Source organism: Streptococcus mitis (genome assembly GCF_019929545.1).
Classification (GTDB): Bacteria; Bacillota; Bacilli; order Lactobacillales; family Streptococcaceae; genus Streptococcus; species Streptococcus mitis_BU.
This window is the reverse complement of sequence record NZ_JAHZPT010000014.1, coordinates 20,943-38,779: the sequence shown is the minus strand read 5'-3', so window position 1 is coordinate 38,779 and position 17,837 is coordinate 20,943. Positions and strand designations below refer to the sequence as shown.

At 40.8% G+C, this 17,837-nt stretch carries 13 protein-coding genes; 6 read left to right on the top strand and 7 right to left on the bottom strand.

Translation table 11 applies throughout. The features are described from left to right. Positions 1–106: 106 nt before the first annotated feature. The 5 genes from K1I71_RS05605 to K1I71_RS05585 all read right to left on the bottom strand — a co-directional run bounded on the left by K1I71_RS05605 (position 107) and on the right by K1I71_RS05585 (position 5,597). Positions 107–1,093 carry a LacI family DNA-binding transcriptional regulator gene (locus tag K1I71_RS05605; RefSeq protein ID WP_223330431.1) on the bottom strand — a complete coding sequence of 329 codons (987 nt, stop codon included), beginning with the start codon at positions 1,091–1,093 and terminating at the stop codon, positions 107–109. A 9-nt stretch (positions 1,094–1,102) separates the two neighbouring features. Further along, positions 1,103–1,903, bottom strand: coding sequence for a DUF1189 domain-containing protein (locus K1I71_RS05600; RefSeq protein ID WP_223330430.1), 801 nt, complete (start codon positions 1,901–1,903; stop codon positions 1,103–1,105). A gap of 177 nt (positions 1,904–2,080) precedes the next feature. After that, positions 2,081–2,923 (bottom strand): sugar ABC transporter permease, encoded by an 843-nt coding sequence (locus K1I71_RS05595; protein WP_223330429.1) that lies wholly within the window; start codon positions 2,921–2,923, stop codon positions 2,081–2,083. Position 2,924: 1 nt separating this feature from the next. Beyond that, entirely contained in the window at positions 2,925–4,217 is a 1,293-nt protein-coding gene (locus K1I71_RS05590) for a sugar ABC transporter permease (RefSeq protein WP_223330432.1), read from the bottom strand. Positions 4,218–4,325: 108 nt separating this feature from the next. Then, positions 4,326–5,597, bottom strand: a complete 1,272-nt coding sequence (locus tag K1I71_RS05585) for an extracellular solute-binding protein (protein WP_061416582.1) — start codon at positions 5,595–5,597, stop codon at positions 4,326–4,328. Positions 5,598–6,076: 479 nt separating this feature from the next. Here K1I71_RS05585 and malQ point away from each other — a divergent pair, with 479 nt between their 5' ends. From malQ to K1I71_RS05570, 3 genes are all read left to right on the top strand, one after another. Then, positions 6,077–7,594 carry a 4-alpha-glucanotransferase gene (malQ, locus tag K1I71_RS05580; protein WP_223330428.1) on the top strand — a complete coding sequence of 506 codons (1,518 nt, stop codon included), beginning with the start codon at positions 6,077–6,079 and terminating at the stop codon, positions 7,592–7,594. 25 nt (positions 7,595–7,619) lie between these two features. After that, complete coding sequence (gene glgP, locus K1I71_RS05575) at positions 7,620–9,878, top strand: glycogen/starch/alpha-glucan family phosphorylase (protein WP_223330427.1); 2,259 nt, start codon at positions 7,620–7,622, stop codon at positions 9,876–9,878. A gap of 244 nt (positions 9,879–10,122) precedes the next feature. Then, positions 10,123–10,329, top strand: coding sequence for a hypothetical protein (locus K1I71_RS05570; RefSeq protein WP_000265676.1), 207 nt, complete (start codon positions 10,123–10,125; stop codon positions 10,327–10,329). 105 nt (positions 10,330–10,434) lie between these two features. Here the strand turns inward: K1I71_RS05570 and K1I71_RS05565 are convergent, their stop codons facing one another. Beyond that, positions 10,435–11,283, bottom strand: a complete 849-nt coding sequence (locus K1I71_RS05565; RefSeq protein ID WP_001095505.1) for a putative RNA methyltransferase — start codon at positions 11,281–11,283, stop codon at positions 10,435–10,437. Positions 11,284–11,540: 257 nt separating this feature from the next. Here K1I71_RS05565 and K1I71_RS05560 point away from each other — a divergent pair, with 257 nt between their 5' ends. Together K1I71_RS05560 and K1I71_RS05555 are read left to right on the top strand one after the other, a co-directional pair. Further along, positions 11,541–11,819: a DUF6110 family protein gene (locus K1I71_RS05560; RefSeq protein ID WP_000910909.1), complete on the top strand. Its 279-nt coding sequence runs from the start codon at positions 11,541–11,543 to the stop codon at positions 11,817–11,819. Position 11,820: 1 nt separating this feature from the next. Next, complete coding sequence (locus K1I71_RS05555) at positions 11,821–13,884, top strand: heavy metal translocating P-type ATPase (RefSeq protein ID WP_223330426.1); 2,064 nt, start codon at positions 11,821–11,823, stop codon at positions 13,882–13,884. Between the two features lie 77 nt (positions 13,885–13,961). Here K1I71_RS05555 and tyrS read toward each other — a convergent pair whose 3' ends face one another. Beyond that, positions 13,962–15,218 carry a tyrosine--tRNA ligase gene (gene tyrS / locus K1I71_RS05550; RefSeq protein ID WP_000546884.1) on the bottom strand — a complete coding sequence of 419 codons (1,257 nt, stop codon included), beginning with the start codon at positions 15,216–15,218 and terminating at the stop codon, positions 13,962–13,964. Between the two features lie 141 nt (positions 15,219–15,359). Between tyrS and pbp1b the strand changes: the two genes are divergently transcribed. Next, entirely contained in the window at positions 15,360–17,834 is a 2,475-nt protein-coding gene (gene pbp1b / locus K1I71_RS05545) for a penicillin-binding protein PBP1B (RefSeq protein WP_223330425.1), read from the top strand. Positions 17,835–17,837: the final 3 nt, after the last annotated feature.

Genomic DNA, 17,837 nt, shown 5'->3' with positions numbered 1-17,837 from the left:
ATGTGCCAACTAAATGAGACACATACAGTTGATTTTTTCTTTTGTGATAAGAGTGGAGTTTTTAGAGGTGCCCATTAGTAACTAAAAAACCAGCGCGAGCTGGTTTTTATTTTTCGATAATTTTGTGGGCGATTAACTGACGGTAACAAATTTGCTTATTGCTTTTAGCATCGCTGATAATTTGGAGGATGGTTTCAAGGGAAACACGACCAAGTTCTAGGCTATTGATATCAACATAGGCCGCCAAGTTGAGCTTGGGGTTGACTGAGTCGAAACTGAGAACAGGGACATCCAGTTGGTGCTTAGCGATATAGTCACAGACCCCCTCAGCTAGGAGACTATCGGTTGTAATGATAGCATCAATCTGTGGGTCATGCTGAAAGAGGAGTTGGCTAAACTGATACCCTTTTTCTTCTAAGAACTCCGTTGCAAAATAGGTCAAATTTCCGTCAATAGGCAGTTGGTATTGTTTGAGTGCTGACTCATAGCCTGTTAAACGGTCTTGTGTTACGAAGAGTCGGTTAGTACCTCCGATAAAGGCAATTCGTTTGCAGCCTTTTTTGATAAAATATTCGGTTGCATCAAAACCAGCTTGGACATTGTCATTATCGACAAGAGGGATAAAGGGTGAAATGGATTTTCCTAGAATGAGGAAGGGAAACTGCTCATCAGCGACCAGTTTGACCAAGGGATCCTCCTCTTCGGCATAAAGGAAAATCAAACCATCCACACGTTTGCCGTAAACCATCTGTGAAATAGCTTTAAGGCGCTCTTTTTCATCTTTACCTGTTGCAATCTGAATAGCATAGTGGTTTTCAGAGGCGACTTGGGCGATACCACGGAGGACAGATGGGAAGAAAGGATTTTGATAGAAGGCGTCTGAGTCGTCAGGAAGGACCAAGCCGATAACTTGGGTATAACTGCTTACCAAACTACGAGCGTTGAGGTTGGGGTGGTAATTGAGCTCCTTCATAGCCTTACGAACACGTTTTTTTGTTTCGTCGCTAATGGTTGATTTGTTTTGAATAACACGGGTTACGGTTGAAGGCGAAACACCAGCAGCCTTGGCCACGTCTTTAATCGTAACGGGCATAAAAATCTCCTATTTATGGTAATCTGGATCACGGAAATGCGTTTTATAAAAGATAGTGACCAGATACAGAACAAAAAGAATGTTTTGTACAGTAATGAGAGTTGTCATATTTTGGCCAAAGAGTCCCAAAATAAGCGTAATTAGAGTAGGTAATCCTAAACAGTTCAAGATAAAATGGTAGCACTCTTTAAAGGTCCTAAATGAAAAGAGGCGTGATTTCTTAGTGATATAAAGGAGAAGACTCGCTCCTAGAGAGACAATGAAGAAATTCAAACCAAAGAGGAAGCTTGCACCGAGAACTAGGAAGAGACTGATATAGACACGATTTTGCTGGTACCAGTCTTTAGAAATGGCTTGGGTCAAGCTGTCTTTACTTTTGAAACTCTCAGTCTCAATCGCTCGGTAAGAGATACGGGTCAATTCCTTACTTTCCTTATTGATGACCAGTTCTTCCGTATCAAAATGAAGTTGCAAGTCCTTTGGCAATTCTTTGCTTTGGCTTGGACCAATCAAAAGAGAAGGCTGCTGATTCTTCGTACCTGAGTAGTTCAGCTTTCCATCAACGATTTGTGCATTCTCTGACAAGTCCATGATGGCTTCATCTGTCAGTGGAGCGTAGACATTATCGATAAAGGTATCCAGTGGATACGTTTCCTGTGAACTGTTTTGAATGGCAATGGGAACCATAGATAAACTGATGAGGAAAATGCTCGTAAAGAGAAGCTGAAACCAGTTGAGTCCGAAACGTTTTGATAGGGGTTTACGAAATCCCCAGATACTAGAGAAATACGAGAATGGATATGGAAGCATAGGCATCTTTCTAAAAGTGTTTTCTATATGAGTATTATATAGAGAAATGTACTTTATTTCAAGTCTAGTAGATAAATTGCTTTTTGAAAAGCGGATTTTGCTACTATTTATGGTCTTGTGTCTAATCTTTCAACTTTACAAGCAAGATTCAAAATGAAAAAGGGTGGCGGGGATATATTATCCCTTGTCGCCACCACTTGTAAGTCCTGAAACAAAGTTCTTTTGTAGGAAGAAGAAGAGAATACAGATTGGAAGGGCAATGAGGATAGCACCTGCTGAGAAGTAGGCAATCTTCAAGTTTTTCACATTGCTAACGAAGGTTTGGAGACCTACGGCAACAGTAAAGTATTCTTTCTCACGAAGCAAGAAACTAGAAAGGATATAGTCTCCAAAAGGTCCCATGAAGGCCCAGAGAGCTTGTACGGCAACCATTGGGCGAACAAGTGGAAGAACAATTTGCCAGAAGCGGCGGAAGTGTCCTGCACCGTCTAGTTTTGCAGATTCGTCTAGAGACATTGGCACTGTATCGAAGTAGCCTTTCATGAGCCAAGCATTCATCGGGATACCACCACCAACGTAGAGGAAGATGAGGAACCAGCTGTGGTTAAGGGCGTTCAACATAAGCGCCATAACGAAGAAGGCGGTCAATGCGGCCATGGTTGGTACCATTTGAATGATCAAGAAGAAGACCAAACTTTGTTTACGAGCCAAGAAGTTGTATCGGCTGTAGGCATAACCAGCAAGTACGATGATGCTTGTTTGGACAGCCATTGTAATCAAGGCAATAATCAGGGTATTAAGATACCAAGTGCCGTACAAGGTTTCAGTGAAGAGTCCTTTAAAGTTATCAAAACTAAAATCGATGTTACCATCTAGCTTAAAGGCTGCGACGTTACCAGACTTGAAGGCTGACATAATGGTAATCAAAAGTGGATAGATAATGACGATTGATAAGCCAATCAAGTAGAGGTAAGTGAGGGTTTGAGTCAGTCTACGTTTGAGTTTGATTGAGTTATTCATCTTAGACGTCCTCCATATCAAATGCGTGTAGTTTCTTGAATGCGATCATAGAGATAGAGATGACAATGATGGAGATAATCAAGGTAACAGCTGCGGCCATAGAGTATTGTGGGGCTGTACCAGTTGTCAAACGGTAAATCCATGAAATCAAGATATCAGTTGAACCGGCTCCACCACCAACGCTACCAGGTCCTCCACCATTGAAGAGGTACATGATAGAGAAGTTGTTAAAGTTGAAGGTGTATTGGCTAATCAATGTTGGAGCTGCAACAGCCAAGATCATTGGGAAAGTGATGTTGCGGAATTTTTGCCAAGCATTGGCACCATCAATGTAAGCCGCTTCGTAGAGGTCGTTAGGAATAGACTGCAAGATACCCAAGGTCAAAACGTAGATGTATGGGAATCCAAGCCAACCTTGCATCATAATCAAGGCAATCTTGGTCCAAGTCGGATCGGTTTTCCAAGGGATAAGAGCTCCATCTAGGAAAGGAAGGACCTTAGACAAAAGAGGCAAGACTTGGGTGTTGATAGCACCAACACTATCATTAAACATGTTTGAGAATGTCAAGATAGTGATGAAGGCTGGAACTGCCCAAGGGAGAAGGAAAATAACACCGAAGATACGTTTTCCTTTGATAAATGGTTGGTTGGCAATGATGGCTGTAAAGATACCAATGACAATCTGCAAAGTAGAAGCAGATAAGGCCCAGATAATGGTCCAAGAAAGAACAGAACCAAAGGCTGAACGGAAGGTACTCAAGCTCCAGATGTTAGTGAAGTTCGTCAAACCAACCCAGTCCAACAATTTGTTTGGTGGCAAGTGTTGGAAGTCATAGTTGGTAAAGGCAATCATCAAGGTTACGATAACAGGGAAGATAATTGCAAATGTCATCGCTACATACGATGGGATGATTAAAAGGTATGGGAATCCATTTTCATAAATGCCTTTAATCATGTCCTTGAAGGTACGAGCTACAGGAATACCATTGTTGATACGTTTAGCAGTCGTATGCGCATCCTTGATATTAAAGATATAAAAGAGCAAGTAAACGACAACAAAGATAGAATGGAAAGCACCGCGAATCAGCATGAACAGTGAATTATCACGGCCAGGTTTGTCACCAAGGGTGACTAAATTGCTCAATTCAGGGCTTGCAAGTGTTAGAAAATACAGGACAAATAGAACAGTAATGCCAAGGAAAATAAATCCTTTAGCTTTTTGTTTGTTATAGATTTGTCCTAAACCAGGAATGATTGACAGCAAGGCTGCTTTGCGAGGCTGTTGTTTTTCCATAATAAGTCCTTTCATAGGATACAGGTTTCTAATTAAAACCTAAACTATATATGTTTTCTATCGATAAATTCAAAGGGGGATTTTACTTCCCCCCCTTGAACACTTCAATTAGTTACCAAATTTTTGTTGGATTGTTTCTTTGATCAGTGTTACAGCATCGTTAGCAGCTGTTTTCGCATCTTTCTTACCACTTACAGCATCAAAGAGCATAGTTTTCGCTGGATCCCAAACGGTTGACATTTGAGAAATGTTTGGCATTGGTTGAGCGTTCTTGAACTGTTTGATAACAGCTGTAGTCAACTCATCGTTTTTGCCTTCAGCATAAGTACGAGCCTCAGTGTTAGCTGGGATTTCGTTGGTTGCATCGTAGAATGCTTTTTGTTGTTCAGTTGAAACTAGGAAGTCTACAAATTTTTGAGCGCCTTCAAGGTTCTTAGTGCTTGATGGGATGATCCACGCTTTACCACCACCGAATGCTGCGTAATCTTTACCGTTTGGAAGAGTTGGGATAGTCGCAACACCGTAGTTTACTTTAGCATCTTTAAAGGATTGAGCTTTCCAAGGACCATCGATGATAGCAGCTGTTTTGCCTTCTTGGAATTGAGTTTGGATCAAGTTACCAGCACCTTCAGTATCTTGCATCCCTTTAGGCCATTTTTCGTACCAAGATTTAGCGTATTCGATACCTTTGATTGCTCCGTCGTTTGCAAGACCGATATCTTTAGGATCTTTACCGTTTTGACCAAATACATAACCACCGTTACCAGCAAGGAGTCCGTATGCGTAGTAGAAGTTTGTCCAGTCAGCTAGGAAGGCAGTAGTTTTGCCATCTTCACCAGCGAAAGCGTATTTGCTGTCTTTTGCGAGATTTTCCAAGTCGCCAAAAGTCTTAGGAGCTTCGCTGATTAAGTCTTTATTATAGTACATCACCAACGACTCGATAACAGCAGGTGCGCCATAAACTTTACCATCAGCTGTGGTTACAAGAGATTTAGTAGTATCGTCTGTTTTTGCACCATCACTAAGAGTTACTTCTGAAAGTTGTCCGTCAGTACCAAGGCTACCTACACGGTCGTATGGAGCCATCATAACATCAGGGGCTTTACCAGATTGGTTGTCAAGTGAAAGGTTATCAAGACCACCCATTTGGTCTCCTGTTTTGATAGTAACTTTTACGCCAGATTCTTTTTCGTAAGCTTTTGCAGCTGATTCAGCGAAGGCTTTATATTGGTCTTCAACGTAGAAAGTGATTTCTTGTGCTTCTGAAGAGCTAGTATCAGCTGCTTTGTCAGCAGATTTGCTTCCGCAAGCTACCAAGAGCAAGCTAGCGAGAGTAGCAGTTCCGAGCACAGCAGCGCTCTTCATGAATTTAGATGACATAGTGTATTCCTCCTAAAGAATAACAAATTTTATTTGATAGGTTAACGCAAACGTTTTCCTTTATAAGTCTAGTATAACACAAATAGAAAACGGTTGCAAGGATTTTTTAAAAATTTTTTAAAAAATATTTTAAAGCCTCAGGCCCCAATAACTCTTTTTAATAAGAAGAAACTCCCTAAATAGTTACTTTTATTTTTTACGGATACTATAAGGGAAACGATTGCATGTGCTTTGCTTGGTTTTGTGGAGAATTAGACAGATATTCGAACTGAGTTATATTAAATTTTAACACTCTCCGAAAAGTTTTCTCTGTAGCTTAAAATATTAAAGTATCTAAGTCTCATGAGATAAAAAAACAATGAAAAAAAGTTTAATAAAACGCTTGCATTTGCTTTTAAAATACGCTATACTTAATTTAACGCAAACGTTTGCGCCTGAGTTTGCGCAACGTTTCATAACAAAATATTTGAGGTGCTATTATGAAAAAACGTCAGAGTGGTGTGTTGATGCACATTTCTTCCTTGCCAGGAGCATACGGGATTGGATCATTTGGCCAAACTGCATATGACTTCGTTGATTTCTTGGTTCGTACCAAGCAACGTTACTGGCAAATTCTTCCCTTGGGAACGACGAGTTATGGAGATTCTCCATACCAATCATTCTCGGCCTTTGCTGGAAATACGCATTTTATCGATTTTGATATCTTGATAGAGCAAGGCTTGCTCGAAGCTAGTGACCTTGAAGGTATTGACTTTGGTAGCGATGCATCTGAAGTTGACTATGCGAAGATCTATTACGCTCGTCGTCCGCTTTTAGAAAAGGCTGTGCAACGTTTCTTAGAAGTGGGTGATCTCAAAGATTTTGAGAAATTTGCTCATGACAACCAATCTTGGCTTGAACTCTTCGCAGAATATATGGCGATCAAAGAGCATTTTGACAATCTTGCTTGGACAGAATGGCCAGATGCAGATGCTCGTGTTCGTAAAGCTTCAGCACTTGAAAGCTACCGTGAGAAATTGGCAGACAAGTTGGTTTACCACCGTGTGACTCAATACTTCTTCTTCCAACAATGGTTGAAATTGAAAGCTTACGCTAATGATAACCACATCGAGATTGTTGGAGATATGCCTATCTACGTAGCGGAAGATTCAAGCGATATGTGGGCTAATCCTCATCTTTTCAAAACGGATGAAAATGGCAAAGCGACTCACATCGCAGGATGCCCACCAGATGAGTTTTCTGCAGACGGCCAACTTTGGGGAAACCCAATCTATGACTGGGAAGCTATGGACAAAGATGGTTACAAATGGTGGATTGAACGCTTGCGCGAAAGCTTCAAGATCTACGATATCGTTCGTATCGACCACTTCCGTGGTTTCGAATCTTACTGGGAAATCCCTGCTGGTTCTGATACAGCAGCACCTGGTGAGTGGGTGAAAGGTCCTGGCTACAAGCTTTTTGCAGCCGTTAAGGAAGAACTTGGTGAGTTAAACATCATCGCAGAAGACCTTGGTTTCATGACAGACGAAGTTATTGAATTGCGTGAACGTACTGGTTTCCCAGGAATGAAGATTCTTCAATTTGCCTTCAACCCAGAAGACGAAAGCATCGATAGCCCACACTTGGCACCTGCTAACTCTGTTATGTACACAGGAACACACGATAACAATACGGTCCTTGGTTGGTACCGTAACGAGATCGATGATGCGACTCGTGAATACATGGCTCGCTACACTAACCGTAAAGAATACGAAACAGTGCCACATGCTATGCTTCGTACAGTCTTTTCATCAGTTAGCTTCATGGCAATTGCAACTATGCAAGATTTGCTAGAATTGGATGAGGCAGCTCGTATGAACTTCCCATCTACCCTTGGTGGAAACTGGTCTTGGCGTATGACTGAAGATCAATTGACACCAGCTGTCGAGGAAGGCTTGCTTGACTTGACAACAATCTATCGCCGAATCAATGAAAATTTGGTAGATTTAAAGAAATAATACAATATCAGGAGACACCTTAAACATGTTATCACTACAAGAATTTGTACAAAATCGTTACAATAAAACCATTGCAGAATGTAGCAATGAAGAGCTTTACCTGGCTCTTCTTAACTACAGCAAGCTTGCAAGTAGTCAAAAACCAGTTAACACTGGTAAGAAAAAAGTTTACTACATCTCAGCTGAGTTCTTGATTGGTAAACTTTTGTCAAACAACTTGATCAACCTTGGTCTTTACGATGATGTCAAAAAAGAACTTGCAGCTGCAGGTAAAGACTTGATCGAAGTTGAAGAAGTTGAATTGGAACCATCTCTTGGTAATGGTGGTTTGGGACGTTTGGCTGCATGCTTTATCGACTCAATTGCTACTCTTGGTTTGAACGGTGACGGTGTTGGTCTTAACTACCACTACGGTCTTTTCCAACAAGTTCTTAAAAATAACCAACAAGAAACAATTCCAAACGCATGGTTGACAGAGCAAAACTGGTTGGTTCGCTCAAGCCGTAGCTACCAAGTACCATTTGCTCACTTCACATTGACATCAACTCTTTACGATATCGATGTACCTGGTTACAAGACAGAAACTAAGAACCGCTTGCGTTTGTTTGACTTGGATTCTGTTGATTCTTCTATCATTAAAGACGGTATCAACTTTGACAAGACAGATATCGCTCGCAACTTGACTCTTTTCCTTTACCCAGATGATAGTGACCGTCAAGGTGAATTGCTCCGTATCTTCCAACAATACTTCATGGTTTCAAACGGTGCGCAATTGATCATCGACGAAGCAATCGAAAAAGGAAGCAACTTGCATGACCTTGCTGACTACGCTGTTGTACAAATCAACGACACTCACCCATCAATGGTTATTCCTGAATTGATTCGTCTTTTGACTGCTCGTGGTATCGAACTTGACGAAGCAATCTCAATCGTTCGTAGTATGACTGCTTACACGAACCACACAATCCTTGCTGAAGCCCTTGAAAAATGGCCTCTTGAATTCTTGCAAGAAGTGGTTCCTCACTTGGTACCAATCATCGAAGAATTGGACCGTCGTGTGAAAGCAGAAGTGAAAGATCCAGCTGTTCAAATTATTGACGAGAGTGGACGTGTTCACATGGCTCACATGGATATCCACTATGGATACAGCGTTAACGGGGTAGCAGCGCTCCACACTGAAATCTTGAAGAACTCTGAGTTGAAAGCCTTCTATGACCTTTACCCAGAAAAATTTAACAACAAAACAAACGGTATCACTTTCCGTCGTTGGCTTATGCATGCTAACCCAAGCTTGTCTCACTACTTGGATGAGATTCTTGGAGAAGGTTGGCACCATGAAGCAGATGAGCTTGAAAAACTTTTGTCTTATGAAGACAAAGCAGCTGTCAAAGAAAAATTGGAAAGCATCAAGGCTCACAACAAACGTAAATTGGCTCGTCACTTGAAAGAACACCAAGGTGTGGAAATTAATCCAAACTCTATCTTTGACATCCAAATCAAACGTCTTCACGAGTACAAACGTCAACAAATGAACGCTTTGTACGCAATCCACAAATACCTTGATATCAAAGCTGGTAACATCCCTGCTCGCCCAATCACAATCTTCTTTGGTGGTAAAGCAGCTCCAGCCTACACAATTGCTCAAGACATCATCCACTTGATCCTTTGCATGTCAGAAGTTATTGCTAACGATCCAGCAGTAGCTCCACACTTGCAAGTAGTTATGGTTGAAAACTACAACGTTACTGCAGCAAGCTTCCTTATCCCAGCATGTGATATCTCAGAACAAATCTCACTTGCTTCTAAAGAAGCTTCAGGTACTGGTAACATGAAATTCATGTTGAACGGAGCTTTGACACTTGGTACTATGGACGGTGCTAACGTGGAAATCGCTGAGTTGGTTGGCGACGAAAACATCTACATCTTTGGTGAAGATTCAGAAACTGTTATCGACCTTTACGCAAAAGCAGCTTACAAATCAAGCGAATTCTACGCTCGTGAAGCTATCAAACCATTGGTTGACTTCATCGTTAGCGATGCAGTTCTTGCAGCTGGAAACAAAGAGCGCTTGGAACGTCTTTACAATGAATTGATCAACAAAGACTGGTTCATGACTCTTCTTGACTTGGAAGACTACATCAAGGTTAAAGAACAAATGTTGGCTGACTACGAAGACCGTGACGCATGGTTGGATAAAGTCATCGTTAACATTTCTAAAGCAGGATTCTTCTCATCTGACCGTACAATCGCTCAGTACAACGAAGATATCTGGCACTTGAACTAAGATACAAGATTTATACTAATACACTTTCCTATAAAGCGAATTTCGATTGAAATTCGCTTTTTTTGAATGCTGTGGATTTGAGTCAATCTTGAATTAAAAAGAGAGAAATCATAGACACATTGAACGCTTAAAATGCTGGTTTTACAACCTTTAAGCCTCGAAATCTACTTAAAAATTACCTCAAATTTCTTGTGTTCGCTTACATAAAGTATTATAATATGATTATAGGAAAGAAGGTGTTCTTATGTGGAAAAAATATTTTTCAAAATATAAATGGACGGATTTATTTTGGATTCTATTTGTTATTTTAACATGCCTCTTGGCGGGTAATAGTAATCTTTACCCCCTTACCCATCAAGAAATCTCTTATCATGGGTGCTTATCGGGAATTACACTTGCCTTATTTCACTTGCTATTTATTGATAAGTTTTTTATTTCGAATCGAAAATAAATGGAGAAGCTAAAAGCTTTAAATGTTTTAGACTTTTGGGATAGATAGTTTAAAAATTGAAATTTAAAACCGCAGATCTTCTTGAAATGCGGTTTTTTGTGTCAATTATAGTACTCTCCCAACCAGAATCTCAGCCTCAATGGTAATCTCTGTCAGTTGGCTCCAGTCAATCTTGCTCTGGTCAATGTGAAAGAGGAGAGGAGTCATACTGAGTAGGGCTTGGAGCTGCTCTGCTGTGATAGTTTTAGTCAGAGAGGCAGTTTGACTAGATAGGATGGTAAAGTGTTCTCGGAAATGATTTTTGATATCTTGGTTGGAATAGTCCTTGTTTGTCAGCTGGTCTTGTACCTTCTGACGGATTTCCTTGAGGTGATTTTTAGTTGGAATAACCTTTATCAAGATACCGTCTTTGGATAAAACGCGACGAAATTCTCCATAGTTGGCAGGGGAAAAGATATCAAGCAGGATATCCATGCTAGCGTCTTTTATAGGAAGACGAGCCAAGTCACCAACGAACCAGTTGACTGCCCAGTTGGGTTCGCTCTTGGCAGCGATTTGGACGGAATCTTTGGAAATATCAAAGGCATAGAAGGTTTTGTCAGGATGCCTTTCTTGGAGTTTGCGAGAATAGAAACCTTCACCGCAACCGATATCTAAGACTGTGGTGCTAGTTTCTGAACTGGCTAGCAAGTCAGATACAGCCTCTAAGATAGCCTGATAAAAGCCGGCTTCTAGGATTTGTTGACGGTTTTGAAAATTTTCCTTGTCGTAGTTAGCAGATTGCTTGATTTGAGGTGCTAGATTGACATAGCCGAATTTCGCCAAGTCAAAAGAATGGCGATTGCTACATTTGAGACTACTCTCTAGCAGAGTCAGATTTTCTTGACAGATGGGACAGGCAAAGGCAGTCGCAGAAGCAAAACGCTGAAGTTTGGGTTTGAGATTTGTATTCATAGTTTAAGTGTATCAAAAGAGGCAAATGAAAGCAACTTTAGGAATAAGTAGATGGGAGATTCAGTAGAAATAAAACTAATACTCTTCGAAAATCAAATTCAAACCACGTCAACGTCGCCTTGCCGTACTCAAGTACAGCCTGCGGCTAGTTTCCTAGTTTGCTCTTTGATTTTCATTGAGTATAATTCTCCAATTTATGAAATGACATTGCTTTTATATCTAAATTGCTATATAATAATGATAAGGAGGAAATAAGTATGTTAAAAGAAGTATTAACCGTCGCAAAAGTTGCGAAAAAATCATCACTCTTTTTGGGTGGTGTCGCATTTGGTACCCTTGGTTTGAAAATCTTGGCAAGTAAGGAAGCTAAAAAAGGTTATTCTAAAGCTTTGGCTAAGGCTTACAAGTTGAAAGACGAGCTAGATGCATCTGTTTCTGTTGTGAAGCAACATGGAGACGATGTCTTGCAAGATGCCAAATATTTGTACGAGCAAGAGAAAAAAGAAGAGCAATTAGATAGCCTTATAGGGGAATAATATGTCTTTTAAAGTGCTACATAGAGGATACCAACATATCCGACTATCATCTTCTTTTTCACTCACCTTGGATATTCAAGACTATCTTCGTTCCTTGGCGAGAGATGAAAAGGGGATTGAGTCTATCCAGTTTTACATGGATCAACAGCACTTTACTCTACGCATAAAAGAAGGCTTTTCTGTATTAGATAATGCAGAAGCCTTTTTAAAAAGAATTGATAAAGGGAAAGTTTCTGAGTTGATGACTCTTCCCATTCGTAGAGAAGAGAGTGCTTATTCTATTGTTTCAGGTGCAGCGATTAAGCGTGTACTTTTTCGTAGTTTTGTGCCGTATCCTATTCGCTATATATGGACTTGTTATCAGGCTTTTGGCTATATTAGAGAAGCCTATCAGACTCTAGCGTGTAAGGAGCTAACGATGGAGGTCTTGGACTGTTCGGCGATTTTATTGTCCTTGTTTATGAACCAATCCAAGACAGCTAGCAATATCATGTTTATGCTTGATTTGGGGAATCATTTAGATCAGTGGTCCTTGAAAAAAACTGCAACAGATCTAGAACAAAGCCTTCTTGCAAAAGAGAGCGATGTATTCCTAGTACAGGGCGATACGGTTGTTAGTATCAAGAGTTCTGATGTTCAAATAGGAGATGTCTTGGTCCTATCTCAAGGAAATGAAATTCTGTTTGATGGACAAGTAGTTTCAGGTTTAGGTATGGTCAACGAAAGTTCCTTGACGGGAGAGAGTTTTCCAGTTGAAAAAAGAGAGTCTGATTTAGTTTGTGCAAATACAGTATTAGAAACTGGAGAGTTACGCATTCGTGTAACCGATAATCAGATGAACAGCCGGATTTTACAACTGATTGAGTTGATGAAGAAATCTGAAGAAAACAAGAAAACGAAACAACGCTATTTCATCAAGATGGCGGATAAGGTCGTCAAATATAATTTCTTGGGGGCTGGTCTGACTTACCTATTAACAGGTTCTTTTTCTAAGGCTATTTCTTTCCTATTGGTCGATTTCTCCTGCGCTTTGAAAATCTCTACTCCTGTAGCTTATTTAACAGCTATCAAGGAGGGGTTGAATCGTGAAATGGTGATTAAGGATGGAGATATTCTGGAGAAATATCTGGAAGTTGATACTTTCTTGTTTGATAAGACGGGAACAATCACAACTAGTTATCCTATAGTTGAAAAGGTGTTACCTTTTGGGGACTATAGTGAGGAAGATATTCTCAGAATCAGTGCCTGTCTTGAGGAACACATTTATCATCCTATTGCTAATGCCATCGTCAAGCAAGCTGAGATAGAGGGGATTGAACATGAGGAAATGCATGGGAAACTCCAATATATCGCAAGCAAGGGGATCAAATCTCATATAGATGGGCAACCAGTTCTTATTGGGAATTATGTTTTGATGCAGGATGAGCAAATTCATATCAGTTCAGAACAAAATGCTTTAATTGAAGAGTACAAGAGTCACTACAATCTCTTATTCTTGGCTTATCAGAATGAATTGATTGGAATGTTCTGCATTCATACTCCTTTGAGAAAAGAAGCAAAAGCAGCCTTGGAGAAACTTAAGGCACAAGGGAAAAAATTGATTCTGGCAACAGGGGACACCCTGGTTAGGACAGAGGAATTAGTTAAAGATTTGCCCTTTGATCAGGTCTATACAGACTTGAAACCTGATGGGAAATTTGAGTTAGTAGAGGAACTGCAGAAAGCAGGTCACACTATTTTGATGGTTGGAGATGGATTGAATGACTCAGCGGCTCTAACCCTATCAGATATCGGTGTGGTGATGAATGAGAGTGCAGACATTTCTAAGCAGATGAGCGATATCTTATTGTTAGATAATCGCTTGGATTTCTTCCAAGAGTTGGATTGGCTATCATCATCTTTGCAAACACTCATCAAGAAGAATATTCAAGATACCGTTGTCGTAAATAGTAGTTTGATTGGCTTTGGCTTATTTAATTGGCTCAGTCCTTCAAATCTCTCTATCTTACATAATCTAACAACCTTGCGCATTGTACTGCGTAGTCTGTCTATTAAAAATAGATAGATGAGATTTATTAACAGCAAAAAGGAGTTACCTTTCTCGAGGATAACTCCTTTGTTTATAGATAAATGTTGAATAGTTTAGTAAGTCAATACAAAGTATTTTTTCTTCCCACGACGGATAACAGTCAGTTCATTCTCTAACTTATCTGCGTCACTCAAGACATAGTCAAGGTCTTGGATGCGGTCGCCGTTGACGTAGATAGCTCCGTTTTGGACGTCTTCACGGGCTTGGCGTTTTGAGTTAACCACACCAGATGAGACGAGAAGTTCCACGATATTGTGATTTTCATCTGCTTGAACTTGGTAGTTTGGCACTCCACGAAGTCCTTGTTTGAGCTCTTTGACAGAAAGGTTTTTGATGTTTCCTGCAAAGAGTTGCTCAGTGATGTTGAGGGCTTCTTTGTAGGCTTCTTCTCCGTGAACGAGTGTAACGACTTCACGAGCCAAGACTTTTTGAGCCAAGCGTTCGTGTGGCGCTGCTTCAAATTGTTTACGAATGTCTTCAATCTCATCAAGTGACAAGAAAGTAAAGATTTTCAAGAAGCGAACAGCGTCTGCGTCCATAACGTTCATCCAAAATTGGTACATTTCGTATGGAGAAGTCTTTTCAGGATTAAGCCAGACGGCATTTCCTTCTGATTTACCAAATTTCTTACCAGTTGCATCTGTGATAAGCGGAACGGTGATAACGTGACCAGTCTTATCAGCTTTACGACGAAGCAATTCAGTACCAGCTGTCATATTTCCCCACTGGTCAGAACCACCGATTTGAAGCGTTACGTTGTGGTCTTGGTTAAGAACGAAGAAGTCGTAACCTTGCATGATTTGGTAGGCAAACTCAGTGTATGAAATTCCTGTTTCAATCCGTTTTTTCACAGACTCCTTGCTCATCATGTAGTTGACAGTGAAGTATTTTCCGATATCACGGAGGAAGTCAATGAAGCTGATGCTGCCAAACCAGTCGTAGTTGTTGACCATGACAGCTTTATTTTCGCCATTTTCAAAGTCAAGAAAACGAGAAAGTTGTCCTTGGATAGACTTGACCCAGCCATCTACTGTGTCTTTTGTTTGGAGACTACGTTCAGCATCTTTGAAGGACGGATCTCCGATGAGACCTGTAGCACCGCCAACGAGCGCATAGGGTTTGTGACCTGCTAGCTGCAAGCGACGACTTGTCAAGATTGCGACAAGGTGGCCTAGGTGAAGGCTGTCAGCAGTTGGATCGTAGCCAGTATAATAAGAAACTTGACCTTCTTCTAGGGCTTTACGCAAAGCTTCTTCATCAGTCGTTTGAAAAATCAAACCACGCTCTTTTAGCTCATCAAAAATGTGCATGTGTCTTTTCTCCTTTTTAAAAATATTGTTTCTAACTATTGTATCACAAACTTGGGCAATAGCCTAGTAGAATAAGGAAGAAAGTGGCTATTTTATTGAAAGTTTACCTTTTATGGTATAATAGATAGAGTGAGGAAATCCATGCAAAATCAATTAAATGAATTAAAACGAAAAATGCTGGAATTTTTCCAGCTAGTAAAATCAAAAATAAATCATAAAAAATCAGAGAAAGTCTCAGAAGAGAAGCAGTCGGATGGGACAGGTGGGAAAGTTCTGGCTATCCTAGGTAGCATTTTAGCTGCTATCAAGGGAATTTTGAATACTCTCTTTATTCTAGGCTTTATCGGTGGACTTTTTGGTGCTGGTGTAGCTCTTGGTTATGGAGTTGCTTTGTTTGACAAGGCCAAGGTTCCCCAATCGGAGGACTTGGTCAAGCAGGTTAAAAATATTTCTTCTATCTCAGAAATTGTTTATGCAGATGGGAGTGTCATTGCTTCTATCGAGAGTGATTTACTGAGAACTTCTGTCTCATCTGAGGAAATATCGGACAATCTCAAAAAGGCTATCGTTGCAACTGAGGACGAACATTTTCTTGAACATAAAGGGGTTGTGCCCAAAGCTGTGATTCGGGCGACTTTGGGAACTTTTGCAGGTTTGGGCTCGTCTAGTGGGGGCTCGACCTTGACCCAACAGTTAATCAAACAACAAGTGGTCGGAGATGCTCCGACTTTGGCTCGTAAGGCTACAGAAATTGTCGATGCCCTTGCCTTGGAACGCAGCATGAGCAAGGATGAAATCTTGACTACTTATCTCAATGTCGCTCCCTTTGGTCGAAATCATAAAGGACAGAATATTGCAGGTGCCCAGCAAGCTGCTGAAGGGATTTTCGGTATCGATGCCAACAAGTTGAGTATTCCTCAAGCCGCTTTCCTAGCAGGTTTGCCACAGAGTCCGATTACTTATTCTCCTTATGAAAATACTGGAGAGTTAAAGAGTGATGAAGACTTAGAACTTGGTTTGAAACGGGCCAAGGATGTTCTCTACAACATGTACCGTACGGGTGCTCTGACTCAAGAAGAATACGACCAGTACAAGGATTATAATCTCAAACAAGATTTCTTGCCATCAGGAACTATCAATGCTGTTTCGAGGGATTACCTTTACTTTACGGCTATGGCTGAAGCGACAGACCGTATGTATGATTATTTAGTTCAACAGGACAATGTCTCTAGTCAGGAGTTAAAAAAGGAAGCAGTTCAAAAGGCCTATCATGAGCGAGCTGAGCAGGAACTAAGTAACGGTGGCTATAAAATCACGACAACAATCAATAAAAAAATCCATACTGCCATGCAAAATGCAGTTGCTAACTACGGTCGTTTGGTAGATGATTCGACTGGGCAGCCTGAAGTAGGGAATGTTTTGATGGACAATAAAACGGGGGCTGTTCTAGGTTTTGTTGGTGGTCGTAATTACCAGACTAACCAAAACAATCACGCCTTCGACACCAAGCGTTCGCCAGCCTCTACAACCAAGCCTTTGTTGGCCTACGGTATTGCCATTGACCAAGGTTTGATGGGAAGCGCTAGTATCTTGTCCAATTATCCAACAAAATTCTCTAATGGAAATCCTATCATGTATGTAAATAGTCCAGGTACAGGCATGATGACTTTGGGTGAAGCCTTGAACTATTCGTGGAATATCCCAGCCTATTGGACCTATCGCATGCTACGTGAGAAGGGTGTGGATGTCAAGGGTTACATGGAGAAAATGGGTTACGAGATTCCGGAGTACGGTATCGAAAGTCTGCCTATGGGTGGTGGGATTGAAGTCACAGTTGCCCAGCATACCAATGGTTATCAAACAATTGCTAATAACGGTGTTTACCATCAGAAACATGTGATTTCTAAGATTGAATCACCTGACGGTAGGGTAATCTATGAATTCCAAGACAAACCAGTTCAAGTGTACTCGAAGGCAACGGCAACAATTATGCAGAGTTTGCTTCGTGAGGTGATTTCATCTCGGATCACTTCAAGTTTCCAAACGGATTTGGCTTCTATCAATTCAAGCTTAGCTCGTGCAGACTGGATTGGTAAGACTGGTACAACCAATGAAGATGAAAATATGTGGCTCATGCTGTCAACACCAAGATTGACTCTAGGTGGTTGGCTAGGGCATGATGACAACCGCCCAATGGCTAAGGGGGCTGGGCATTATCGAAATGCCAAATATATGGCTTACTTGGTCAATGCTATCCAACAGGCTGAGCCTGGTGTTTGGGGCAATGAACGCTTTAATCTTGATTCTAGTGTGACCCAATCTCAGGTCCTCAGATCTACGGGGCAAAAGCCGGGCAAAGTATCCGTTAATGGAAAAACAGTTGATCTTTCAGGTTCTACTGTAACGAGCTATTGGGCTAATAAGGCGGGAGCTCCTACAACAAGCTATCACTTTGCTATTGGAGGAAGTGAAGCAGATTATCAAAACGCTTGGTCAAGTATCGTTAGCACATTGCCAACCCCTTCTAGCTCAAGTACTAGTTCGAATAACAGTTCAAGTAGTAGTTCTAGCAGTACATCAAGTTCATCATCTACACAACCAAATAGTAGAAGATAGGAA

Coding starts and splice junctions, on each gene's coding strand:
- K1I71_RS05605 (WP_223330431.1), bottom strand. CDS start 1,093: ATGCCCGTTACGATTAAAGACGTGGCCAAGGCTGCTGGTGTTTCGCCT.
- K1I71_RS05600 (WP_223330430.1), bottom strand. CDS start 1,903: ATGCTTCCATATCCATTCTCGTATTTCTCTAGTATCTGGGGATTTCGT.
- K1I71_RS05595 (WP_223330429.1), bottom strand. CDS start 2,923: ATGAATAACTCAATCAAACTCAAACGTAGACTGACTCAAACCCTCACT.
- K1I71_RS05590 (WP_223330432.1), bottom strand. CDS start 4,217: ATGGAAAAACAACAGCCTCGCAAAGCAGCCTTGCTGTCAATCATTCCT.
- K1I71_RS05585 (WP_061416582.1), bottom strand. CDS start 5,597: ATGTCATCTAAATTCATGAAGAGCGCTGCTGTGCTCGGAACTGCTACT.
- malQ (WP_223330428.1), top strand. CDS start 6,077: ATGAAAAAACGTCAGAGTGGTGTGTTGATGCACATTTCTTCCTTGCCA.
- glgP (WP_223330427.1), top strand. CDS start 7,620: ATGTTATCACTACAAGAATTTGTACAAAATCGTTACAATAAAACCATT.
- K1I71_RS05570 (WP_000265676.1), top strand. CDS start 10,123: ATGTGGAAAAAATATTTTTCAAAATATAAATGGACGGATTTATTTTGG.
- K1I71_RS05565 (WP_001095505.1), bottom strand. CDS start 11,283: ATGAATACAAATCTCAAACCCAAACTTCAGCGTTTTGCTTCTGCGACT.
- K1I71_RS05560 (WP_000910909.1), top strand. CDS start 11,541: ATGTTAAAAGAAGTATTAACCGTCGCAAAAGTTGCGAAAAAATCATCA.
- K1I71_RS05555 (WP_223330426.1), top strand. CDS start 11,821: ATGTCTTTTAAAGTGCTACATAGAGGATACCAACATATCCGACTATCA.
- tyrS (WP_000546884.1), bottom strand. CDS start 15,218: ATGCACATTTTTGATGAGCTAAAAGAGCGTGGTTTGATTTTTCAAACG.
- pbp1b (WP_223330425.1), top strand. CDS start 15,360: ATGCAAAATCAATTAAATGAATTAAAACGAAAAATGCTGGAATTTTTC.